Annotated in this window: 18 protein-coding genes; 10 read left to right on the forward strand and 8 right to left on the reverse strand. The window is 46.2% G+C overall.

Annotated elements, in window-relative coordinates; all coding sequences use genetic code 11:
- Positions 1–11 precede the first annotated feature (11 nt).
- On the forward strand, positions 12–551 hold the full coding sequence (gene ycfP, locus L9Q40_RS01185) for an alpha/beta hydrolase YcfP (protein ID WP_264902385.1): 540 nt from the start codon (positions 12–14) through the stop codon (positions 549–551).
- 556 nt (positions 552–1,107) lie between these two features.
- Positions 1,108–2,397, forward strand: a complete 1,290-nt coding sequence (locus tag L9Q40_RS01190) for an NAD(P)/FAD-dependent oxidoreductase (RefSeq protein WP_498791717.1) — start codon at positions 1,108–1,110, stop codon at positions 2,395–2,397.
- A gap of 123 nt (positions 2,398–2,520) precedes the next feature.
- Here L9Q40_RS01190 and L9Q40_RS01195 read toward each other — a convergent pair whose 3' ends face one another.
- The 4 genes from L9Q40_RS01195 to L9Q40_RS01210 form a co-directional block, all read right to left on the reverse strand.
- A complete protein-coding gene (locus L9Q40_RS01195; RefSeq protein WP_176291210.1) occupies positions 2,521–3,069 on the reverse strand; it encodes a GNAT family N-acetyltransferase in 549 nt (182 codons plus the stop codon).
- 84 nt (positions 3,070–3,153) lie between these two features.
- Positions 3,154–3,924 (reverse strand): peptidoglycan binding protein CsiV, encoded by a 771-nt coding sequence (locus L9Q40_RS01200; RefSeq protein WP_498791718.1) that lies wholly within the window; start codon positions 3,922–3,924, stop codon positions 3,154–3,156.
- Between the two features lie 7 nt (positions 3,925–3,931).
- Positions 3,932–7,393 (reverse strand): transcription-repair coupling factor, encoded by a 3,462-nt coding sequence (gene mfd, locus L9Q40_RS01205; protein ID WP_498791719.1) that lies wholly within the window; start codon positions 7,391–7,393, stop codon positions 3,932–3,934.
- 5 nt (positions 7,394–7,398) lie between these two features.
- Positions 7,399–7,968 carry a PilZ domain-containing protein gene (locus L9Q40_RS01210; protein WP_498791720.1) on the reverse strand — a complete coding sequence of 190 codons (570 nt, stop codon included), beginning with the start codon at positions 7,966–7,968 and terminating at the stop codon, positions 7,399–7,401.
- 252 nt (positions 7,969–8,220) lie between these two features.
- Here L9Q40_RS01210 and lolC point away from each other — a divergent pair, with 252 nt between their 5' ends.
- From lolC to lolE, 3 genes are read left to right on the forward strand one after another with little or no spacing between them, the layout of a single operon-like run.
- Positions 8,221–9,429: a lipoprotein-releasing ABC transporter permease subunit LolC gene (gene lolC / locus L9Q40_RS01215; protein WP_498791721.1), complete on the forward strand. Its 1,209-nt coding sequence runs from the start codon at positions 8,221–8,223 to the stop codon at positions 9,427–9,429.
- Positions 9,422–10,129 carry a lipoprotein-releasing ABC transporter ATP-binding protein LolD gene (gene lolD / locus L9Q40_RS01220; protein ID WP_498791722.1) on the forward strand — a complete coding sequence of 236 codons (708 nt, stop codon included), beginning with the start codon at positions 9,422–9,424 and terminating at the stop codon, positions 10,127–10,129. The genes lolC and lolD overlap by 8 nt, the downstream gene beginning before the upstream one ends.
- Positions 10,130–10,131: 2 nt before the next feature.
- Positions 10,132–11,376 (forward strand): lipoprotein-releasing ABC transporter permease subunit LolE, encoded by a 1,245-nt coding sequence (gene lolE, locus L9Q40_RS01225; protein WP_498791723.1) that lies wholly within the window; start codon positions 10,132–10,134, stop codon positions 11,374–11,376.
- Positions 11,377–11,551: 175 nt separating this feature from the next.
- Here lolE and L9Q40_RS01230 read toward each other — a convergent pair whose 3' ends face one another.
- Positions 11,552–12,061: a DUF2062 domain-containing protein gene (locus tag L9Q40_RS01230; protein ID WP_264902367.1), complete on the reverse strand. Its 510-nt coding sequence runs from the start codon at positions 12,059–12,061 to the stop codon at positions 11,552–11,554.
- A gap of 8 nt (positions 12,062–12,069) precedes the next feature.
- Here L9Q40_RS01230 and L9Q40_RS01235 point away from each other — a divergent pair, with 8 nt between their 5' ends.
- Genes L9Q40_RS01235 through kdsB form a run of 5 tightly spaced genes read left to right on the forward strand, consistent with a single transcriptional unit; the run spans position 12,070 to position 18,037 of the window.
- Entirely contained in the window at positions 12,070–14,337 is a 2,268-nt protein-coding gene (locus L9Q40_RS01235) for a DNA internalization-related competence protein ComEC/Rec2 (RefSeq protein WP_498791724.1), read from the forward strand.
- A 22-nt stretch (positions 14,338–14,359) separates the two neighbouring features.
- The gene (msbA, locus tag L9Q40_RS01240; protein ID WP_498791725.1) at positions 14,360–16,108 is read left to right on the forward strand and encodes a lipid A ABC transporter ATP-binding protein/permease MsbA; all 1,749 of its coding nucleotides are present in this window, start codon (positions 14,360–14,362) and stop codon (positions 16,106–16,108) included.
- A 3-nt stretch (positions 16,109–16,111) separates the two neighbouring features.
- Positions 16,112–17,119: a tetraacyldisaccharide 4'-kinase gene (gene lpxK / locus L9Q40_RS01245; protein WP_498791726.1), complete on the forward strand. Its 1,008-nt coding sequence runs from the start codon at positions 16,112–16,114 to the stop codon at positions 17,117–17,119.
- A complete protein-coding gene (locus L9Q40_RS01250; RefSeq protein ID WP_014231290.1) occupies positions 17,100–17,279 on the forward strand; it encodes a Trm112 family protein in 180 nt (59 codons plus the stop codon). The genes lpxK and L9Q40_RS01250 overlap by 20 nt, the downstream gene beginning before the upstream one ends.
- Positions 17,279–18,037 (forward strand): 3-deoxy-manno-octulosonate cytidylyltransferase, encoded by a 759-nt coding sequence (kdsB, locus tag L9Q40_RS01255; RefSeq protein ID WP_498791727.1) that lies wholly within the window; start codon positions 17,279–17,281, stop codon positions 18,035–18,037. The genes L9Q40_RS01250 and kdsB overlap by 1 nt, the downstream gene beginning before the upstream one ends.
- An 86-nt stretch (positions 18,038–18,123) precedes the next feature.
- On the opposite strand, the gene L9Q40_RS01260 is transcribed toward kdsB, so the two are convergent.
- The 3 genes from L9Q40_RS01260 to L9Q40_RS01270 are packed head-to-tail and all read right to left on the reverse strand — an operon-like array spanning position 18,124 to position 22,950.
- The gene (locus L9Q40_RS01260; protein ID WP_014231292.1) at positions 18,124–19,683 is read right to left on the reverse strand and encodes a SpoVR family protein; all 1,560 of its coding nucleotides are present in this window, start codon (positions 19,681–19,683) and stop codon (positions 18,124–18,126) included.
- A gap of 11 nt (positions 19,684–19,694) precedes the next feature.
- Positions 19,695–20,966, reverse strand: coding sequence for a YeaH/YhbH family protein (locus tag L9Q40_RS01265; RefSeq protein WP_498791728.1), 1,272 nt, complete (start codon positions 20,964–20,966; stop codon positions 19,695–19,697).
- Between the two features lie 49 nt (positions 20,967–21,015).
- A complete protein-coding gene (locus L9Q40_RS01270) occupies positions 21,016–22,950 on the reverse strand; it encodes a PrkA family serine protein kinase (protein ID WP_498791729.1) in 1,935 nt (644 codons plus the stop codon).
- Positions 22,951–23,120: the final 170 nt, after the last annotated feature.

Here is a 23,120-nt window from a genome sequence, read left to right on the forward strand (position 1 = left end):
GAGAGGTACAGATGATTATTTACTTGCACGGCTTTGATAGTACTAGCCCGGGTAACCACGAAAAAGTTCTTCAATTACAATTTATCGACGATGACGTTCGCTTTATTAATTACAGTACGCTTCATCCTAAACATGATATGCAACATCTACTAAAAGAGGTGTCGAAGGTTATTGATCAATCTGATGATCCTAACCCATTGATCTGTGGAGTTGGCCTCGGTGGATATTGGTCTGAGCGGATTGGTTTTCTGTGTGGCATCAAGCAGGTGATCTTCAACCCAAATCTGCATCCTGAGAAAAACATGGCAGGGCGTATTGACCGTCCTGAAGAGTACGAAGATATTGCCACTAAGTGTGTAGACCAGTTCCGAGCAAAAAATCAGGGACATTGCTTGGTTATTTTGTCTAAAGAAGACGAAGTACGCGACAACAAAGAAACCGCCGCGGAGCTAGAAAAGCACTACCCAATCATTTGGGATGATACTCAAACCCATAAGTTCAAGAAGATCTCTCATCACTTACAAGCAGTGAAAGAGTTTAAAAATACCTGATACGCATTATTTCATCCAGCCTCTGAACAAAAATGGCACTCTCCGGAGTGTTATTTTTTTCAATTTATCCTGAACAATGACTTTCTCAGACTTCTCCACGGGGCTTTAGGCTTACCCAGATTCGCAGTTGTTTTAAACAATTATTGTGTTCCGTCTACTGTTTTACTGTTGTGATTCTATGTGGCACGAAAGTGGTGTTGTAGACTGGTCGATAAAGTAGGCAAACCGTATTCTGAGCAAGGATTTTGGTTGCCTTCAAAACCTGTCTCTATATAATGAGCGGGATTAAAATTGTTTGACAAATATCAAAAAAATTATTGAGAGCAGGTAAAAAACTTGCCCATTTTAGTCTGATCTATTAGGCATCAGACACAGTAGAAGATGCACAATAACCAATTGATAAAAATGAAGAAAAACTAAGCATCTATTTTAATCCCAACAACTTGAGACACCTCTAAGAACCAAGAATTCATCGGTTGGATGCTTTTCATCAGCGTGGCTGATAGTGAAGCGTCGGGCTGAACCCATTTATTCATTTTTGTAGAGGAAAATCATTGTGACACGCATTATCGTTGTAGGCGGCGGTGCTGGTGGCCTGGAATTGGCAACTAAGCTTGGTCGTACACTTGGTCGAAAGAACCGTGCGGAAATTACGCTGGTAGACCGTAAAGCGAGCCACTTGTGGAAACCATTGTTACACGAGGTAGCAACAGGATCATTAGACGAGGGTGTCGACGCATTGAGCTACCGTGCTCATGCGAAGAATCATAGTTTCGACTTCCAAATGGGTAGTCTTCAAGACATTGACCGTGAACGTAAAGTTATCACCTTGAGTGAACTTAAAGACGAGCATGGTGAACTGCTAATGCCAAGCCGTGAACTGGAATATGATATTCTGGTGATGGCGATAGGCTCTACTTCAAACGACTTTAATACGCCTGGTGTTCGTGAAAACTGTATTTTCCTCGACAGCCCAGAGCAGGCTCACCGATTCCGTAGCGAAATGAACAATGAGTTTCTTAAGCTTCATGCGAAAAGTGGTAATGGTACGGTTGATATCGCAATCGTTGGCGCAGGTGCAACAGGTGTTGAACTGTCCGCTGAGTTACATAATGCGATTAAAGAGCTACGTGCTTACGGCTTTGGTGACTTAGACTCAAGTAAGCTCAATGTAAACTTGATTGAAGCCGGTCCACGTATTCTTCCTGCGCTTCCTTCTCGAATCTCGACTGCAGCACATCAAGAATTGACCAAACTTGGCGTAAATGTACGTACCGCGACTATGGTGACAAAAGCTGAGAAAGATGGCTTGACGACCAAAGATGGCGAAAAGATCTCGGCTAAAATCATGGTTTGGGCTGCAGGTATTAAAGCGCCTGATTTCATTAAAGATATTGCTGGTTTGGAGACCAACCGAATCAACCAGCTGGTGGTGAAAAATACCCTACAAACCACTCGCGACGATAACATCTTCGTCATTGGTGACCTGGCTCAGTGTACTCAAGAAGACGGCTCGTTTGTTCCGCCACGAGCGCAAGCGGCTCACCAAATGGCAAGCCGAGCATTCAGCAATATTGTTGCGATGATTAACGGTCGTGAACTCAAAGACTATGTGTATAAAGATCATGGTTCTTTGGTTTCTCTGAGCCAGTTCTCGACAGTGGGCAGCTTGATGGGCAACCTGACTAAAGGTTCAATGATGGTTGAGGGGCGTATCGCTCGCGTCGTGTATATTTCACTGTACCGCATGCACCAAATTGCGCTGCATGGTCTTTTCAAAACGGGGTTGATGATGCTGGTTGGTCGAATCAACCGCGTATTGCGTCCAAATTTGAAGCTGCACTAATGTATTAAACTTCGCTTAGCGAAAGCGGTGCGAAGTTTTTGATCAGTTATAAATACGCAGTTATAAATACAAAGCCACCGCATGTCGGTGGCTTTTTATTTTTCTGCTGTTCCGTCTTAGAAGTTACTTTAGATCTTCTGGTAGCAATGAATAAACAATGCCATCTTTTGGCTTGCCGTCAAAGATGTAGCGGTTTCTCGCAATTGCCTCTTGGTGTGCACCAACGGATTCGATCAGTGCCTGACTGGCAGTATTATCAGGATCGCAGACAATTTCGATACGCGTCAGGCTAAGTTTAGCGAAACAGAATTCGGCTAGTGCGCAGACCGCTTCTTGTGCGTAGCCATGTCGCTGATAACGGTCGGCAATCCAATAGCCGATGCTTGCCATATTAAAGGTATGGTAAAGCTCATTAATCGCCACCATGCCAAGAAGGGCATTGCTTTCGCGGTCATAAACACCAAATCCAAAGGCTTCTGTTTTCACCCAGTTCAAGCGAGTGGACAGCAAGAAGTCCTGTGCGTATTTGAGTGACACGTTTTCACCACACCAGTCTAACCAGGTATGAAGTGAAGGAGATTCAGCAAGCAGCGTATGCAGAGCATTTGCATCATCGGCAGGAATAAGACGTAAAGCTAAGCGCGGCGTAATAATTTCAAAATCGGGGCTCATGAATTGATATGACTCCCTTGTTGGTCGTTTTTTAGTTATAAAACAAAAGCGCAGCCTGAGCTGCGCTTTTATTATTTTTATGGTTTAGTTTACACGGCGTACCTGGATGATCATTCCCATCAAAGGGCTGTCCAGGTAATGTGTTTCGCTGCTTCGCATGCGGCGTTTTTGATCAAGGCGGTAAGTCTTAAGGAACTTCTCTTCTGTCACGGTTGGAGATACGTCTGCTAAGTTGCCAACCTGAACATTTGCGTCAGCTTCAGCCATTTCGTCTGTAAGCTGCTCAACCGGTTTCGGCTCAAAACGAACTTGTCTGACACCCGGCGCACGCAAATCCATGGTTGTCTCTGCAAACAAGTAGTGTTGAACGTAGACCTGAATTTTACCGTCTAACTCGTACAACGGGCCATTCACGTTTGATTCACTGTAACCATCGCTAGCGAAGGTAGTTTGGCTACCATCGATAGGGCTGCCATCTGAATAATACGAGCCAGAAAAATCGCGACCAGCCACAATGCGGAAGGTTGGTGCACTGCCTTGTCCCCGATCACCTTGTCGCCATGCAACGTGTTTTAGCACTCTAAATCCGGCGTGACTGTTCAGTGCAGCCTCTTGGGGATTTAGGCGAAACGAAGAGCTAGGCAGTAAGGAGACACCTTTAGATGAGCGATAAGCGTCACTATCTAAACTGCCAACATTGGTCATGTCGATTTTCGGTAGTTGGTCTGGCCAAGACTCACTTGTGTTCTCCGCGTCGACGGTGCGTTTGAAAATGAGCACTTCAATATCAAATTGACGTTGCGCCCAAGAGGGCATGGAGACACAAAGAAGTAATAACGGGATCAGTATTCTCATTCGACTATTAGCTCGTTGGTAATAAATTCTGTTTAAAATCATTCAGTAAGTCTTTAACAAACTGAATTCGTTTGCGTCGGTCAGTTAATGGTACGCTAAACTTGAACTTAGTTGGACCTTCCATCGCAAATTTTTGTGGCTGTGATTGCAGGAGTTTAACCAAGTACGCTGGATTTATGTCAGCATCAGGGTAAAACTCGACAAATCCGCCTTTATCATGGGCTTCAATCTTTTTCGCTTTCAGACTACCTGCGGCAAATTTCAGTTCTGAGACAGCCAACAGGTTTTTTGTCGCGTCAGGCAAAAGACCAAAGCGGTCAATCAATTCCACTTTTAATTCTGACAATTCATCTGCATTGGTAACGCTCGCGATTCGCTTATACATGGAAAGACGAGTATTTACATCAGGGATGTAATCATCCGGCAACAGCGCAGGAATACGCATTTCCACTTCAGTTTGTTCGCGCAGCAACTCATCGAGTGAAGGCTCTTTCCCTTCCTTCAGCGCTTCAACCGCTTGTTCAAGCATCTCCATATACAGTGTAAAGCCAACCGATTGAATTTGCCCACTTTGTTCATCACCAAGTAGTTCACCGGCGCCGCGAATCTCTAAATCATGGGTGGCGAGTGTAAAGCCTGCGCCAAGATCTTCGAGAGAAGCAATGGCATCGAGACGTTTGATGGCATCTTTGGTCATCGCTTTTGGATGCGGCGTCAGTAAATACGCATAGGCTTGATGGTGAGAACGACCAACACGACCACGTAACTGGTGCAACTGAGCCAAACCAAGATTATCTGCGCGATCCATGATAATGGTATTCGCGGTTGGAACATCAATGCCTGTCTCGATGATCGTAGTACACACAAGGACATTAAAGCGCTGGTGATAGAAGTCGTTCATGATGCGTTCTAGCTCGCGCTCACGCATTTGGCCATGTGCGACGGTTATACGCGCTTCTGGAATCAGCTTTTGCAGATCTTCGGCGGTTTTTTCGATGGTTTCGACTTGGTTGTGCAGGAAGTAGACCTGACCACCACGCATGATTTCACGCAGTATGGCTTCACGTACCACCGACTCTTCACGCTGACGCACAAACGTTTTGATAGCTAGACGACGCGCTGGCGGAGTCGCAATGATGGACAGATCGCGCATTCCACTCATGGCCATATTAAGCGTTCGAGGGATAGGCGTTGCGGTGAGAGTCAGGATGTCGACATCTGCACGCATGGCTTTCACTTTCTCTTTCTGACGCACGCCAAAGCGGTGTTCTTCATCGACAATTAACAGACCAAGATCTTTGAAACGGATATCGCTCGAAAGCAGTTTGTGGGTGCCAACCACGATATCGACTTTACCTTCTGCGACGTCTTGTAAAATCACTTTTTGCTCTTTGGCCGATTTAAAGCGCGAGAGCACTTCTACACGGATGGGTAAGTTGGCAAAACGGTCACGAAAGTTTTCAAAGTGTTGCTGGGCAAGCAGAGTGGTTGGAACCAGCACCGCGACTTGTTTGCTGTTGTCTGTCGCGACAAACGCTGCCCTCATCGCCACTTCGGTTTTACCAAAACCAACATCACCACAGACTAAACGGTCCATGGCTTTCGCTTGGCACATATCGGACATCACGGCATTGATAGCCATTGCCTGGTCGTCGGTCTCTTCGAATGGGAACGTTGCTTTGAAAGTGGCGTACTGGCCTCGATCCAGTTCGAACTTATAGCCTGGTTTGAGTTCACGTTTGGCGTAAACATCAAGTAACTCTGCTGCTACGTCACGTACTTTCTCTGCGGCTTTACGGCGAGCTTTAGCCCATGCTTCGCCGCCGAGTTTATGCAAAGGCGCATTTTCTTCTGCGCCACCCGAGTAACGACCGATCAGGTTCAGTGAGGAAACCGGCACGTAAAGCTTGGCGTCATTTTGATACTCAAGTGTTACGTATTCGGTCTTCATCCCACCTGCCTCAAGCGTCTGCAGACCGATATAGCGACCGATACCGTGGTCGATATGAACAACTGGCTGACCCGGTTTGAGTTCGGCAAGGTGGCGAATAACGGTGTCGCTGTTGACGGTTTTTTTGTCTTTGCGACGACGTTGAATAACGCGGTCACCGAGCAGGTCACTTTCGCAGATAAGGGCGAAGTTCTGCTCATCATGAATAAAGCCATGTTCATTGGCACCCAGAATCAGGCTAAACCTGTCTTTGGAAGCAAGGGCCTGATAGAAGGATTGATGAACGACCGGGCGAACTTTAATGCCTTGTAGAAGTTCTGTCAGCGCTTCACGTCGACCTTCTGATTCCACTGAGAAGATGATTTTACCGGTGAACTGCTCACTAAACTGACGCAGGCGAGAAAGTGGCTCTTTATTCTGTTGCTGAACGCCGAGTTCTGCTAATGACTGCACCGCCAGATTCTGACGACCACCACGCTGGACGATTTTGTCCAGATGCAACTGAGCTTGCGGAAGCTGTTTAAAGTGGCTGAAGAGTTCATCTTTCTTCAACCACAGCTCGTGCGGAGCAAGCAGTGGGCGTAATGGATCGATTTTTTTCTGATCGTAACGGTACTCGACGTCAGTTAAGAACGTTTCTACGGCGGCTTCAATATCGCCATAAGTGATCAGTTGCGAGTCTTCTGGCAAGTAATCAAACAGGGTCTCTGTATGTTCAAAGAACAGGGGTTGCCAGTATTCAATCCCTGCCGGCCACGTTCCTTTGGTCACCTGCATGTAAATCGATTCAGGCTCACGACGCGCTTCAAATTGGGTTCGCCAGCGGGTGCGAAACTCTTCAATCGCTTCTTTGGTGGTCGGGAACTCATGAGCGGGAAGCAACTGAATCTGCTGGATGTCTTCAATTGAGCGCTGGTTCTCTGGATCGAATGTGCGGATCGTATCGATCTCATCGTCAAAAAAATCGATACGGTATGGGTCATCGCAACCCATTGGGAAGAGATCCAAAATAGAGCCGCGGCTTGCGTATTCACCCGGACCAAATACTTGATCAACATGACGATAGCCAGAGTTTTCTAACTGAACGCGCAGCTTTTCAAGTGAAAATTGATCGCCGGTTTTTACCATCAAGGTATGTTGCAGCAAGAAGTCACGTGGAGATTGACGCTGTAACGCGGTACTGACAGGCACAATAGTGATGCCGTTGTGTTGGGTCGGTAACTGGTACAAACGTGCAATCCGGTCCGAAATAATCTCCTGGTGCGGAGAAAAGTTATCGTATGGCAGAGTTTCCCAGTCAGGAAAAAGGCTGACTGGTTGGTCTGTAAACTGCTCTATTTCGGCTTGCAGTTTTAAGGCGATTTGCGGGTCAGGCACAACAAGTAGTGAGTGACTTGTATGCTGTTTTGCCAGTTCTGCAATCGCAAGTGGCAGAGCGGCACCTGGTAAATTACCTAATTGTTTTTTATCGCCACGCTCAGATGGGTTGGTGACGGAAAGTATTGTTGCTTTTGTCATAGGAGTTATTTTTTATCTCGCTCCAGCGAGCGCTGACGTAAAAGTTTTTGTTGTTGATATAAGGCGGCTTTGATCAATAGATCTTGATCGGCGTCTCTGAGCATTTTGTATTTCAGAGTGATAACAAAGCCGTGCTCCGATGAGACACACTCTACGACTTTAGCGTAGCAGTATATCGCTGCAGCCGGGTTGTCGAGGAAGAGTTTCACGCGCACTAACTGCTGCGTGTCTAACGCATTATCTGCATGATAGCTCAATTGGCTGGCACCAAATTGCGTTGTCTGATATCTGACGGATGCATCATCCTGTTGTGACAGCATAAAGCTTAATAGCAGGTTTAGCTTGGTGTTTTGAGTGTCGAGCAAGCTGATGACGTGTTTTAGGTCTTTATTTTGCAATTCCAGACGAGCGTTGTCTGCCAGCATATCTAACTGACTGAATTCACTGGCAACAATGAAAGGTGCCGGAATTTCGGCAACAAAGGTTTCTTCATCTGGCAAAGCAAAATCGTTACCTAACGCTTCCACGTTGATGGTGAGGTTGTGGTGAACAGTGAAATATTCTTGCTCTGTCATATGGTTGTCCTTTGGCCTTGGAGCGCTCTCGGCTTGCTTCACAAAACAGAGAGTAAGGCACTGATTATCGCTAACTGAATGAAGTTATCAAGTTTACCGGTTTTTCCGCGTGAACTTTTTGCTCTAAATGCAGACTTATTGCATGTCGTTGACAAATTTAGCGATTATCTTGTCTTTTTCATCAGAAGAGTAAGGTAAGATAGCCGACAAAGTTTAGTCTTAATATCAAAACAGCCGGTTGGTTTGTCTTATATGTATCATCCTATCTCATTATTTATCGGTTTGAGGTATCTCCGGGGTCGCTCTGGGGATAGGTTTAGCCGATTTGTTTCTTATATGTCGACTGCAGGCATCACTATCGGCGTGATGGCGTTGGTGACGGTTTTGTCGGTAATGAACGGCTTCGAAGCGCAACTGAAAGAACGCATTCTGGGCGTGTTGCCCCATGCCGTGATTTCTCACAATGATGGCAATACGCCGTTAACTGAAACGGCACCAGAGTTTATCCAAACGATTTCTCAAGTCGCAGAGCCGGAACCTGTCGTGCGTGGCGAAGCCGTCATTCAAAGTGCCGCACAACTGACCGCCGGTTATTTAATCGGTATTGAGCCTAAAAAGGGAGACCCAATTGCGAATCACTTGATTGCAGGTCGACTTTCTGCCTTAGAGGCAGGTGAATACCAGGTCTTTTTGGGTCACAGTCTTGCCCGCTCTTTAAAAGTTTCTATCGGAGACAAAGTTCGTTTAATGGTGACAAACGCGACGCAGTTTACGCCAATTGGCCGTATTCCCAGCCAGCGTAACTTTACGGTTGCTGGCATTTTTAACACGGGTTCCGATGTTGACGGGCAGCTTATGATCGTCAATATGACCGATGCAGCCAAGCTGATGCGCTTGCCTATGGATAATGTGTCTGGCTGGCGTGTCTTTTTCTCTGATCCATTTATGGTGACGGATTTCGCAGATAAACCAATGCCAGAAGGGTGGCAGTGGAGTGACTGGCGTGAACAGCGTGGTGAACTTTTCCAGGCGGTGAAGATGGAGAAGAACATGATGGGTTTGATGTTGGGCCTGATCGTTGGCGTTGCCGCGTTTAATATTATCTCAGCGTTGATCATGGTGGTGATGGAAAAACAAGCCGAAGTCGCCATCCTTAAAACTCAAGGTATGACGCAATCTCAAGTGATGACGATCTTTATGGTCCAGGGCGCCAGCAGTGGTGTGATTGGGGCGATTATTGGTGGTTTGGCTGGCGTGACGTTATCGCTCAACTTAAATGTGATTCTAGAGGCGGCTGGTGTCGCACTGTTTTCTTTTGGTGGACGCCTGCCTGTTTTGATTGATTCATTGCAGATCTTGTTAGTGGTGGTATTGGCAATTGCTCTGAGCCTGGCTGCGACTGTTTATCCTTCTTACCGAGCATCTTCTGTTAAACCTGCTGAGGCACTTCGCTATGAATAAGCTATTAGAATGTCGTGATATTCGTAAAGTCTACCGAGAAGGTTCGCTAGATACGGAAGTGCTTAAAGGGGTCAGCTTTGATATAGAGAAAGGGGAGCTGGTTTCTATTGTTGGTTCATCAGGTTCGGGTAAAAGCACTTTGCTGCATATTCTCGGAGCGCTGGATGATGCGACGCAAGGCGAGGTGGACTTTTTAGGTCAAAACCTCTCGTCACTCGGTTCAAACAAGCAAGCAGCGCTGCGTAATAAGCACCTCGGTTTTGTGTATCAGTTTCATCACTTGTTAGCGGACTTTACGGCATTGGAGAATGTCGCAATGCCGCTCTTGATTGGTGGAACCAAAGCCCCGGAAGCAAAAGCTTCAGCAAAAGCGTTGTTGGAGAAAGTAGGGCTAGGTCACCGTATCGATCATCGTCCGTCAGAGTTATCTGGCGGAGAGCGTCAACGTGTGGCGATTGCTCGTGCGTTGGTCAATACGCCTGATTTGGTGCTGGCCGATGAGCCGACGGGGAACTTGGACCATAATACAGCGCTTTCTATCTATGACTTGATGCGCGAGTTAAACCAAGAATCGAACATCGCCTTTTTGGTGGTGACACACGACATAGAGTTGGCCGCGAAGATGGATCGCCAAATGCACATGCAAGACGGTTTGCTGGTGGATCGTTTGACTCCACAAGCATCTGTGATGGAGGGCTAATTTTGTTTTCATCTTTAGCATTGATGATTGGTGGCCGTTTTAGTCGCGCAAAAAAACGCAACAAAATGGTGTCGTTCATTTCTCTCTCTTCGACCATTGGTATTGCGGTTGGCGTCGCGGTCATTATCATTGGCCTGTCTGCAATGAATGGTTTTGAGCGGGAATTACAGTCGCGAGTGTTGTCAGTGATTCCGCATGGTGAGTTAGAGGGGGTTGATGGCCCGCTGCAGAACTACTCCAGGACCATGAACCAAGCCTTGAAACATCAAAATGTGGTCGCAGCAGCACCCTATGTTCGTTTCACTGGGTTGACAGAGAAGGGCAGTAAGCTCAAAGCGGTTGAAGTACGCGGGGTTGAACCTTCATTTGAACAAGCCGTTTCCAATATGTCTGACTTTATCGACCCAAAAGCGTGGCAGAACTTCTACGCGGGTCAGCAGCAGGTGATTTTGGGCCGGGGTGTCGCGACCGAGCTGAATGCCGAAGTTGGTGACTATGTCACGTTAATGATTCCACAAACGGGGACGGGGACTAAAGTTCAGGCACCAAAGCGTGTTCGTGTACAAGTTATCGGTTTCTTGACTTTGAATGGCCAGATTGATCACTCTCTTGCGTTAGTGCCACTAGCGGATGCCCAGCAATATGCCCGGTTAGGCGATGGTGTTACTGGTGTTTCGCTGAAGACAAACGATGTCCTTAACGCACCGGAAATTGTTCGTGAAGTGGGCGGCCTCATCGATGTGTACGTGTATCTTAAAAGTTGGCAGCAGCAGTTTGGGTTTCTCTACCGTGATATTCAGTTAGTACGGACCATTATGTATCTGGTGATGGTGCTGGTGATTGGTGTGGCCTGTTTCAATATCGTCTCGACGTTAATGATGGCGGTTAAAGACCGAGCGGCAGAAATTGCCATCCTCAGAACCATGGGAGCAAAAGATAGTCTGATTAAACGAATATTTGTCTGGCAAGGTGTGTTCTCTGGCGTATTGGGGAGTTTAGTTGGTAGCGTTATTGGCGTTTTAGTCGCTTTAAACCTAACCCCGCTTATTACTGGATTAGAGCATTTAGTTGGGCACCACTTCTTATCGGGTGACATTTATTTTGTTGATTTCCTGCCGTCACAACTGTACTGGCCAGATGTGGCTCTGGTGTCGATTACGGCGATTGTCCTGAGCTTACTCGCGACTTGGTATCCGGCCTCTCGGGCGGCTAAGTTAAACCCAGCAGCGGTTTTGAGTTCCAAGTAACTTATTCGCAATACCAAATACACAAAAGTTCGCAATATCAACACAAAAGGACCGATTTCGGTCCTTTTGTGTATTTGGTATCAGTTTGTCATACCAGATTAACGTTACGTTGCAGATTAATCGTTATTTGCCCCTCATCTGATAATCGGAGTGCTGAATTTTTTGCACCGACGATTTATCTTACTTTACGTTTATTCCAGCTACGAGCCACTGAATAGCGCCACACTCCGCGAATACCAAAGTAACCGATGATGGCTGAGACTACGCCGCACATCATGCATCCGAGCACGAAAGGAGGACCGATGGTGTGCATTTGCTGCATGATAAACTCCCACGACAGCTCAAAGTGGAATGGTTGAGGAGGGACATGCATGGCCCAAGCGCCTACCTTGTATGCGAAGTAGAACAAAACCGGCATAGTAATCGGGTTGCTGACCCAAACGAGAGCAACAGAGAGAGGTAAGTTGACACCCAATAAAATGGCTAAACCTGCTGCCATGATCATTTGACTAGGAAGCGGTACAAACGCCATAAATAGACCAACAGCAAACGCGCCAGACGCTGAGCGACGATTAAGGCACCAAAGGTTCGGGTTGTATAACACATTGCCGAAGACTTTTAATGCTTTTTGGCGTTTGATCAACTCGTGATCAGGCATGAAGCGTTTTATCAGCTTTCTAGGCATAGGACTGCATGACTCTCTCAGAAAAAAGTTGGACCTTGGCGTTATTTGTAGCAAGCGTTATATCGTCGGCATGGTGGCCGACAATGCCAGATTGGCGCTGGTTACTGCTGGGAATAATTACCACTGGTTCAATAATTAAATTACGTCGTGGCTTAATCAGCATAGGCGTAATTTGGGGCTTAATGGTAGTCATCATCCACGGCAATGTTTTGGAGTATCAGCGACAAGCCCTTTTTAATGTAGGGGAGAATAGTACCATAATTGGCAAAGTTGACAGCTCTTTTAATCAAATAAGTCATGGATATGAAGGTATCGTGACGATAAAACAAGTTAATGATCAACGTCTGCTACCTTTTCTTAAACCTAAAGTCCGTTTTATCACCTCTTTTGCTATACCCGTTAACAGTGAGTTTACGACGACGGCGCTGGTAAAACCCATTATTGGACTACGTAATGAAGCGGGATTCGATGCTGAAAAGCAGGCAATGGGAAAAGGTATTTTAGCCAGAGCCATTGTGTCTGGTGATGCCCATTGGATCATTCGAACCAGCAGCTCTGTGCGTCAGAAGATAGTTAGTCGGGTCACGGAGGATATCTCCGAGCTGGACCACTTTCCATTGATTAGCGCATTGGTTTTTGCTGATCGCAACTGGCTTTCTGACGATGATTGGCAAGGGCTGAGAGACAGTGGGCTATTGCATCTTGTCTCTATTTCCGGGTTGCACATCGGAATGGCTTTTAGTTTTGGGTTATTGCTCGGTGGAAGTGTTCGCTTCGCTTTGCCACGTTATCAAGCAATACCTTCCATTATGGGGTTAGCTGTTGCTTTGTGTTATGCCTGGCTTGCCGATTTCTCTCTACCAACTACTCGCGCTGCTTCAGTTTGTGTGATTTATGTCGTCTTAAAAATTTCTCTGGTTCATTGGAGTACCTGGAGAGTGCTATTACTGGCAGTTGCTTTTCAGCTGTTTATCCAACCTTTTGCATCTTTTAGTATGAGTTTCTGGCTCTCGTACCTCTCTGTTGGCGCGGTGCTCTTAGTCATTAACCTTGTGCGGCTCAATAGCATCACTTGGTTGGGAAAATTGCGAACCTTGTTGATTACTCAGATCGCCTTGAGCTTGTTCGTGCTCCCTATAAGTGGCTCTTTCTTCTCGGGCGTAAGCCTATTAGCAATCGCGTATAACTTTATCTTTATTCCATGGTTTGGGTTTGTTGTTGTTCCTCTGATATTCATCGCGCTATCAATTTCTTTATTGATACCCGCATTATCGAAGTTTGTCTGGCAATGGATGGATCTTTCTTTGTGGCCATTAAGTGAATCTCTTCAGTTTGCCCTTGGTTCGTGGCAGCCACTGTCGATAGATCTCATGTGGATGTTTTCTCTTTTGTGTGTGTGCTTGGTTCTGAAGCGGTTTTTGTTATGGCAGGGCTGGCTGCTACTTGTTGTCATTACCATCATTGTTACCGGCTTGACTGGGCGAAAAAGTGCAAGTTGGCGCATTGACGTGCTCGATGTCGGTCATGGTTTAGCTGTGATGATTGAAAAAGATGGAAAAGTTCTGCTCTACGACACAGGTAAATCTTGGCCGGGTGGTAGCATGGCGGAGCAGGTGATTGTTCCAATACTTCACAGCAGGGGATTCGAGTTGGTGGATAGCATTATTCTCAGCCATTGGGACAATGACCATGCGGGAGGCCGAAGCGTGATTGAGACGGAGTTCTCTCCAACTAATATGCGCAGCAGTCAACATTTTGATGGTTATCAACCCTGTGTGAATGGTGACCAATGGAAATGGCAACAACTCGATATTGAAGTGCTTTGGCCACCTCAAATTGTCACACGAGCGTACAATCCTCACTCGTGTGTTTTTAGACTCAGAGACCCGGACTCTGATTTTTCTATGCTTTTTACAGGCGATATTGAGTCTATCAGTGAGTGGATACTTCTCCGGGATCCTGAAAAGCTGCGCAGTGATGTGATGCTCGTACCACACCACGGCAGTAAAACTTCCTCGAACCCGCGCTTTATTAATGCTGTCGACCCGATCTTAGCGATAGCGTCACTGGCGAAAAACAATCAGTGGGGAATGCCTGCGGAGACGGTAGTGACATCTTACCGCAATGCGGGTGCTTTATGGCTTGATACCGGGGATAGCGGGCAAATAACGATTCGGGTGAAGAAAGATAAATGGGATTTTGAAAAGAAACGTAGTGATACATTTGAACCATGGTATAGGCAGATGGTGCGTAAGGGGGTAGAATACGAGTCTTAATGTAAGAAAATAAAGCACTTCTATGTCGATAAATACTGATGAAACGACCTGGCAAACGTTTAAGCGTCTATGGTTATATATTCGCCTTTATAAAGCAGGTCTTATCGTTGCTATCATTGCATTAGTTATTAATGCTGTCTCAGATACCTATATGATCTCCTTACTCAAACCTTTGCTCGATGAAGGTTTTGGCAGCGCAGACTCCGATTTCCTACGTACATTGCCATTGATCATTTTCATCATGATGTTTATTCGTGGTACCAGTGGTTTTGTCTCCACATATTGCTTGAGTTGGGTTTCTGGCAACGTTGTCATGCAGATTCGTCGTATGGTTTTTAACCACTTTATGCATATGCCAGTGTCTTACTTTGATAAAGAAAAGACGGGGAACCTGCTGTCTCGTATCACTTATGATTCAGAACAGGTCTCTGCTGCTACCAGCCGAGCGCTGGTGAGCATTGTGCGCGAAGGGGCAAGTATTATTGGTTTGCTGGTACTGATGTTTTACAACAGCTGGCAGCTTTCATTGGTTCTTTTTGCGGTGGCACCTGTTGTTGCTTGGGGGATTGGCGTTGTCTCCAAACGCTTTAGAAAAATCTCCAAAAACATGCAGACCATGATGGGTAATGTGACCGCTTCAGCAGAACAAATGCTGAAGGGACACAAAGTGGTACTGAGCTATGGCGGTCAGGATATCGAACGTCAACGCTTCGAAAAAGTCAGCAACCAGATGCGTCAGCAAAGCATGAAACTGGTGACGGCTCAGGCTGCCGCAAACCCAATCATCCAGATGATTGCATCCGTTGCGATTGTAGCGGTACTGTATCTGGCGAGTATTGACTCCATTAAAGAGCAACTGACACCGGGTACTTTCACCGTAGTATTCTCTGCGATGTTTGGTTTGATGCGTCCACTTAAAGCACTGACTAACGTGACCTCTCAGTTCCAACGCGGTATGGCTGCCAGCCAAACGTTGTTTGCTCTTATCGATCTTGAACCTGAGAAGAATGAAGGTAAGCACAAGGTTGAGCGTGCGAATGGTGATATTTCTGTAAAAGACATCACTTTCACCTACGAAGGTTCAGAAAAGCCTGCACTTGAACATGTTAGCTTTGACATTCCTCGGGGTAAGACGGTCGCTCTGGTCGGTCGTTCGGGGTCTGGTAAGAGTACCATCGCAAACTTGTTCAATCGTTTTTACGATGTGGATAGCGGTGTGATTGAGCTTGATGGCCACGATATCCGTGAATACGAGCTGAGAAACCTGCGTGAACAGTTTGCTTTGGTTTCCCAGAATGTTCACTTGTTTAACGATACGATCGCAAACAACATTGCTTACGCAACCGAAGATAACTTCCAGCGCAGTGATATAGAAAGAGCGGCCGAGCTCGCACATGCGATGGAGTTTGTCAGCAAAATGGAGCACGGCCTCGACACCATGATTGGTGAAAATGGCGCGAGTCTTTCAGGTGGTCAGCGTCAACGTATTGCCATTGCGCGCGCATTGCTGCGTGATGCACCAGTGTTGATTTTGGATGAGGCTACTTCGGCACTGGACACCGAGTCGGAGCGTGCGATTCAGGCTGCATTAGATGAGCTGCAAAAAGATAAAACCGTGCTAGTGATTGCTCACCGACTGTCGACGATTGAAAAAGCCGATGAAATCCTCGTTGTTGATGATGGTGCGATTGTCGAGCGTGGTAACCATGCTGATCTGATCTCAAAAGACGGTGCGTATGCGCAATTGCACCGAATTCAGTTTGGCGGTTAAGCGGTGATTGAAAAAATCTGGTTTGAAAACCACCCATTAAAATATCTCTTGTGGCCGCTTTTGTGGCCACTGAGTTTGTTATTTGGTGCAATCAGTCAGTCGAAGCGAAAACAATACCAGCAAGGGAGCAAACAAGCGTATCAAGCCCCTGTACCTGTTGTTGTAGTCGGTAATATTACCGCTGGCGGAAATGGTAAAACGCCGGTTGTGGTCTGGCTGGTGGAGCAATTACAACAGCTAGGTTACAAGCCGGGTGTTGTCTCACGCGGTTATGGCGCTAAAGCACCTCACTATCCACTCGTTTTAGATGTTGATACGCCCGCGAAACATTGCGGTGATGAGCCTAAACTTATTTATAATCGCACTGGGGCTCCCGTTGCCGTTGACCCGGTGAGAGCGAATGCGGTTAAAGCGCTGTTGGCGACTGGCGTTGATATTGTGATCACGGATGATGGTCTCCAGCATTACGCATTAGCGAGAGACATTGAGTTGGTGATCGTTGACGGCAATCGACGCTTTGGCAATGAAAATCTGATACCTTTGGGTCCTTTGCGAGAAAGTGTTGAAAGGCTAAAAGAAGTCGATTTCGTGATTACGAATGGTGGTCAGGCTAAACAAAGTGAAATCGCGATGTCACTGGCGCCGGAGAAGGCGATTAACCTGAAGACGAAACAGCAAGTTGAAGTCTCAGCGTTAAACGATCTGGTGGCGTTTGCAGGCATTGGCCACCCACCGCGATTTTTTCATACACTGGATATGCTGAATGCCGACGTCAAAGTCACCAAAGGGTTTGCAGACCATCAAGACTTTGACCAGCAAGAATTAGAAACATTGGCTCAACAAGGATCCAATGTGATCATGACAGAGAAAGACGCCGTCAAGTGTCGTGAATACGCACAAGATAATTGGTGGTATCTGCCTGTATCTGCTCAGTTTGCTACAAGCGATGCAGAGCGAATTTTAAATAGAATAAAAGAGGTTAAAGCGACTTATGGATCATCGTCTGCTTGAGATTGTAGCTTGCCCTGTGTGTAAAGGTAAGCTGACGTACGATAAAGATAATCAAGAGTTGATCTGCAAAGTGGATCGTCTTGCTTATCCGATTAAAGAAGGCATTCCTGTTCTGCTTGAGCCGGAAGCAAGAACCATGAGCATGGATGAGGGGCGTTAATGTCTTTTACAGTCGTTATTCCCGCTCGTTACTCTTCTAGTCGCTTACCGGGCAAACCGTTGGCTGATATTGGTGGTAAACCGATGGTTCAGTGGGTTTACGAACAAGCCATGCAAGCCGGTGCTGAAGATGTCATTATTGCAACCGATGACGAACGTGTTTCTTCTGCGGTAGAGCAGTTTGGTGGAAAAGTCTGCATGACGTCACCAAGCCATGAGTCAGGCACTGAGCGTTTGGCTGAAGTGGTTGAGAAAATGGCGATCCCTGCTGATCACATCGTTGTTAATGTGCAAGGTGATGAGCCATTAATCCCACCATCTATCATTCGTCAGGTTGCCGATAATCTCGCAGCTTGTGATGCTCCAATGGCAACGCTTGCGGTAGAAATTGACTCCGAAGATGAAGTCTTCAACCCAAATGCGGTAAAAGTGGTGGCGGACTCACGTGGCTATGCCATGTACTTTAGCCGAGCAACCATTCCATGGGATCGTGACAATTTTGCCAAGCAAGACAAAACCATTGCTAATCCTTTGATGCGCCATATTGGTATTTATGCTTACCGCGCAGGTTTCATTAATACTTACATCAACTGGGCACCAAGTGCGCTAGAGCAAATTGAATGCCTTGAGCAGCTTCGCGTCCTTTGGTATGGCGAAAAGATTCATGTTGCGGTAGCAAAAGAAGCTCCAGCAGCAGGTGTTGACACTCAAGCAGACTTAGACGCTGTAAGAGCGATAGTCGCTAACGAAGCTAAGTAACCTCTGCAGTTTCACTGTAGTAAAAAGGCTCCAATCTTGGAGCCTTTTGCTTTTGAGGTATTGCTTAGGGGTTAAAGGAATCGGTATCAGATGTTGTTGTCGTATTGGTTACGCTTAGGGCACGTCGCCAGCGTTTCTCTATGACCTGTATCTTTCACTTCTTGGAGTACAACGTCAAAGCCCCATATACGATATACGTGCTTCAATACTTCTTCATAACTGTCATCCAATGGGATGCGATTGTGAGGAACATATTGAAGTGTCAATGAACGGTCACCACGGACATCAACATTAAAGACCTGAATATTAGGCTCAAGGTTCGATAGGTTATATTGTGCTGCGAGCTTTTCTCTGATGCTCTTATAACCGCTCTCATCGTGTATCGCCGATATTTCGATGAAGTTTTTATGGTCATCATCTTTGATAGCGAACAGTTTAAAGTCACGTATCAATTTAGGTGAGAGGTATTGGCTGATAAAACTTTCATCTTTGAAGTTATGCATTGCAAAGTGCACTGCGTCTAGCCAGTCGGTACCCGCTAAATCTGGGAACCATTCCTTATCTTCATCGGTTGGCTCTTCACAGATGCGTTTGATGTCGCGGAACATGGCAAAGCCGAGCGCGTAAGGGTTAATGCCGCTAAAGTAAGGGCTGTTATACGCAGGCTGCGCTACTACGCTGGTGTGACTGTGTAAGAACTCTAGGATGAACTTTTCAGACACCAAACCTTCGTCGTAAAGATGGTTAAGAATGGTGTAATGCCAGAACGTTGCCCAACCCTCGTTCATTACCTGAGTTTGCTTTTGTGGGTAGAAGTATTGGCTTATCTTACGCACAATACGGATGACTTCACGCTGCCATGGCTCGAGTAGCGGTGCATGTTTCTCAAAGAAGTACAGTAAGTTTTCCTGTGGTTCACTTGGGAAGCGCTCTACGATGTCCTCTTCTTTGGTTTTCGACCTAGGCACCGTTCGCCACAGATCATTAATTTGTGATTGCAGGTACGCCTCACGCTCTTCTTGACGCGCTTTCTCTTCCGTAATGGAGATTTTTTCTGGACGTTTGTATCTGTCGACCCCGAAGTTCATCAGTGCATGACAAGAATCGAGAAGTTTTTCGACTTCCAGAACACCATAGCGCTCTTCACACTCTGCCAGATATTTTTTGGCGAACAATAAATAGTCAATGATAGAGCTTGCGTCTGTCCAAGTCTGGAACAGGTAGTTACCTTTAAAGAAAGAGTTGTGTCCATAGCAGGCGTGCGCCATTACCAGCGCCTGCATAGTCACGGTGTTCTCTTCCATTAGATAGGCGATACAAGGGTTAGAGTTGATGACTATCTCGTACGCCAGACCCATTTGGCCGTGTTTGTAGTTTTGCTCTGTCTGAATGAATTTCTTACCGAACGACCAGTGGTTGTAGTTGATCGGCATCCCAATACTTGAGTATGCATCCATCATTTGTTCTGACGTGATGACCTCAATTTGGTTTGGGTAAGTGTCGAGGCGATAGTGCTCAGCGACACGTTTTATCTCTTTGTGGTATCGCTCCAGCAACTCGAAGGTCCAATCAGGACCATCAGGTAGCAACTTGCTACTGCGCTTTTTTGGAGCTTTACCAGAGAGGTTTTTCGTTGCGGTACTCATCGCTAGCCTCCTTACGCCGTTTCTTTGTGGAATAGTTCACGGAAGACAGGGAAGATATCCTCAACAGAGCGAATATTTTTCATTGCAAAGTTAGGAAATTCTTCGGTGAGTTTTTCATACTCATGCCACAAAGTTTGGTGAGAACGACGTGTGATCTCAATATATGAGTAGTACTGACAGTTAGGCAGTAACTTATCCACTAATAATTCACGGCATCTCGGTGAGTCATCCGCCCAGTTGTCACCATCGGATGCTTGGGCTGCATAAATGTTCCACTGTCCGACAGGGTAACGAGCTTTGATTATCTCATCCATGAGTTTTAGAGCGCTGGATACGATGGTACCCCCCGTTTCCTGAGAGTAGAAAAACTCGTGCTCATCCACTTCTTTTGCCTGTGTATGATGGCGAATAAACACCACTTCCACGTTTTCATAGGTACGAGTTAGGAACAGGTAAAGCAGTACATAGAATCGTTTTGCGATATCCTTGGTCGCTTGATCCATTGAGCCTGACACGTCCATTAAGCAGAACATGACTGCCTGGCTGGATGGAACAGGGCGTTTCTCGTAGTTTTTGAAACGTAAGTCGAAAGTATCAATAAACGGAACACTGTCGATTTTCTTACGTAGTTCGGTTATTTCCCTCTTCAAACGGGTCTCTTCAAACGGTTGAGCAGGCTCCATATTTTTAATACGTGATAACTCATCCTCAAGCTCTTTGAGAAGTCGCTTTTTACCTGCTGTCATGGCTGTTCTTCGAGCCAGAGATTGTTGGAGTGAGCGCACAACAGCAATGTTGGAGGGGATACCCGCAGTCTGGAAGCCAGCACGATGTGTTTTCCACTCGGTAATTTTTGCGATTTGGTTTTTCTCTAAATTCGGCAGCTCAAGATCTTCGAAAAGAATATCCAGGTATTCGTCTTTCGAAATTTGGAATACAAACTCATCCTGACCTTCGCCGTCCGGACTTGCATTACCTTCGCCAGAGCCACTGCCTTGGCCTCCTGATTTTGGACGCTCGATTTTGTCACCAGTAATGAACTGATCGTTACCTGGATGAACACGCTCACGTAGCCCACCTTGACCTTGATGAAAAATCGGTTCGGTTATGTCTTTATGCGGTATCGATACGTCTTCGCCCGTTTCCGTATTCGTGATCGAGCGTCGATTCACTGCGTCTGCCACCGACTCCTTGATTTGCTCTCTATGGCGCTTCAAGAAGCGCTGTCTGTTAACAGCGCTCTTGTTCTTGCCATTGAGCCTTCGGTCTATAAATTGCGCCATGAAATAGCCCTCTTCATGTTTCACACAAGCGACCTAACTCAACATTTGGTTAGGATGACTTACGTACTCGTAGGTACCACTCAGAAAGTAGGCGAACCTGTTTCTCGGTATAGCCTTTTTCCATCATGCGAGCGACAAAGTCGTCATGTTTCCTCTGATCTTCAGAAGAGGTTTTCGCATTAAATGAGATAACCGGAAGAAGTTCTTCAGTGTTAGAGAACATTTTCTTCTCGATAACTGTGCGCAATTTTTCGTAGCTGGTCCAAACCGGGTTCTGACCATTGTTAGTGGCTTTCGCACGAAGCACAAAGTTGACGATTTCGTTTCGGAAATCTTTAGGGTTGGAAATACCGGCTGTTTTCTCGATCTTCTCTAGCTCTAAGTTGAGTGAAGCACGGTCAAATAGCTGGCCAGTTTCTGGATCGCGGTACTCTTGGTCTTGAATCCAGAAGTCTGCATAGGTCACGTAACGGTCAAAGATATTCTGACCATACTCAGAGTATGACTCTAGGTAGGCGGTCTGAATTTCTTTACCAATGAACTCGACGTAGCGAGGTACGAGGTATCCTTTCAAAAACTCAAGGTATTTTTCTGCCGTTTCTGTTGGGAACTGTTCACGTTCAACTTGTTGCTCAATGACGTAGAACAGATGAACTGGGTTCGCGGCTACTTCGGTTTGGTCGAAGTTAAATACACGCGACAGAATCTTAAACGCGAAACGAGTGGACAGGCCGTTCATGCCTTCATCAACCCCGGCGTAGTCACGATATTCCTGATAGCTTTTCGCTTTCGGATCGGTGTCTTTCAGGGTTTCACCGTCGTATACCCGCATTTTAGAGAAGATGGACGAGTTTTCAGGCTCTTTCAGGCGTGAAAGAATACTGAATTGCGCCAACGTTTCTAACGTACTTGGTGAACATGGTGCTTGTGACAGTTCACTGTTTTCGAGAAGTTTTTGGTAAATTTTCACTTCTTCAGAAACACGTAGACAGTACGGCACTTTCACAATGTACACACGGTCAAGGAACGCTTCGTTGTTTTTGTTGTTACGGAACGTTTGCCATTCTGATTCGTTCGAGTGCGCTAAGATCATGCCATCGAATGGAATCGCAGACAGGCCTTCCGTACCGTTAAAGTTACCTTCCTGAGTCGCAGTTAGTAGCGGGTGAAGTACTTTAATCGGTGCTTTGAACATCTCAACGAATTCCATCAAGCCTTGGTTTGCTTTACACAGCGCGCCAGAGTAGCTGTAGGCATCTGGATCGTCTTGAGAGTAATGTTCAAGTTTACGAATATCGACTTTACCTACGAGTGATGAAATGTCTTGGTTGTTTTCATCGCCTGGTTCGGTTTTCGCTACCCCGATTTGGTCGAGGATCGAAGGGCGGACTTTGACGACTTTAAATTTGGTGATGTCGCCACCAAACTCATGCAGACGTTTGGCTGCCCAAGGAGACATAATGGAGCGTAGGTAACGCTGTTCAATACCGTATTCTTTTTTCAGGATTTCGCCATCTTCGGAAGCTTTAAAGAGGCAGAAAGGATGGTCATTGACCGGACTGCGCTGACCATTCGCGGTAAGCACATAAATTGGCATTTGTTCCATCAATGCTTTCAGTTTTTCTGCAAGTGATGATTTACCACCACCTACTGGACCGAGTAGGTAAAGAATCTGTTTGCGTTCTTCTAAACCTTGAGCAGCATGTTTTAGGTATGAAACAATTTGTTCTATCGCATCTTCCATGCCATAGAAATCTTTAAATGTTGAGTAACGCGCTATAACGCGGTTTGAGAAGATCCGGCTTAGACGTGGATCTTTGGCTGTATCGATTACTTCTGGCTCACCGATGGCCATCAGTAGGCGCTCTGCTGCATTAGTGTATGCGCTTTTGTCATCCTTACACAGGGCTAGAAACTCCTGTAACGACATCTCTTCATCTTTAGAAGCTTCATATCTGGATTGATAGTGGTCGAAAATACTCATGTCGCTTTCCCCTTTAATAGTCAGTCTACCGACGAACGTTGATGAAGGCTTACTCACCTGTTGTCATGCTCTTGGTTGTCTGAATGTATACGTACTGACCTCTGATTTGGTTTGTACAGGACGTAAGTTATGCGACACCAAAGACTTTGCTTTAAGTACAGATTTATCAT

The sequence above is a fragment of the Allocatenococcus thiocycli genome (assembly GCF_921292965.1).
In the GTDB taxonomy this organism is placed as follows: domain Bacteria; phylum Pseudomonadota; class Gammaproteobacteria; order Enterobacterales; family Vibrionaceae; genus Vibrio; species Vibrio natriegens.

What these genes read in the sequence shown, in the direction of transcription:
- ycfP (WP_264902385.1), top strand. Translation starts at nt 12, where the DNA reads ATGATTATTTACTTGCACGGCTTTGATAGTACTAGCCCGGGTAACCAC.
- L9Q40_RS01195 (WP_176291210.1), bottom strand. Translation starts at nt 3,069, where the DNA reads ATGAGCCCCGATTTTGAAATTATTACGCCGCGCTTAGCTTTACGTCTT.
- L9Q40_RS01200 (WP_498791718.1), bottom strand. Translation starts at nt 3,924, where the DNA reads ATGAGAATACTGATCCCGTTATTACTTCTTTGTGTCTCCATGCCCTCT.
- mfd (WP_498791719.1), bottom strand. Translation starts at nt 7,393, where the DNA reads ATGACAAAAGCAACAATACTTTCCGTCACCAACCCATCTGAGCGTGGC.
- L9Q40_RS01210 (WP_498791720.1), bottom strand. Translation starts at nt 7,968, where the DNA reads ATGACAGAGCAAGAATATTTCACTGTTCACCACAACCTCACCATCAAC.
- lolC (WP_498791721.1), top strand. Translation starts at nt 8,221, where the DNA reads ATGTATCATCCTATCTCATTATTTATCGGTTTGAGGTATCTCCGGGGT.
- lolD (WP_498791722.1), top strand. Translation starts at nt 9,422, where the DNA reads ATGAATAAGCTATTAGAATGTCGTGATATTCGTAAAGTCTACCGAGAA.
- L9Q40_RS01230 (WP_264902367.1), bottom strand. Translation starts at nt 12,061, where the DNA reads ATGCCTAGAAAGCTGATAAAACGCTTCATGCCTGATCACGAGTTGATC.
- L9Q40_RS01235 (WP_498791724.1), top strand. Translation starts at nt 12,070, where the DNA reads ATGACTCTCTCAGAAAAAAGTTGGACCTTGGCGTTATTTGTAGCAAGC.
- msbA (WP_498791725.1), top strand. Translation starts at nt 14,360, where the DNA reads ATGTCGATAAATACTGATGAAACGACCTGGCAAACGTTTAAGCGTCTA.
- L9Q40_RS01250 (WP_014231290.1), top strand. Translation starts at nt 17,100, where the DNA reads ATGGATCATCGTCTGCTTGAGATTGTAGCTTGCCCTGTGTGTAAAGGT.
- kdsB (WP_498791727.1), top strand. Translation starts at nt 17,279, where the DNA reads ATGTCTTTTACAGTCGTTATTCCCGCTCGTTACTCTTCTAGTCGCTTA.
- L9Q40_RS01260 (WP_014231292.1), bottom strand. Translation starts at nt 19,683, where the DNA reads ATGAGTACCGCAACGAAAAACCTCTCTGGTAAAGCTCCAAAAAAGCGC.
- L9Q40_RS01265 (WP_498791728.1), bottom strand. Translation starts at nt 20,966, where the DNA reads ATGGCGCAATTTATAGACCGAAGGCTCAATGGCAAGAACAAGAGCGCT.
- L9Q40_RS01270 (WP_498791729.1), bottom strand. Translation starts at nt 22,950, where the DNA reads ATGAGTATTTTCGACCACTATCAATCCAGATATGAAGCTTCTAAAGAT.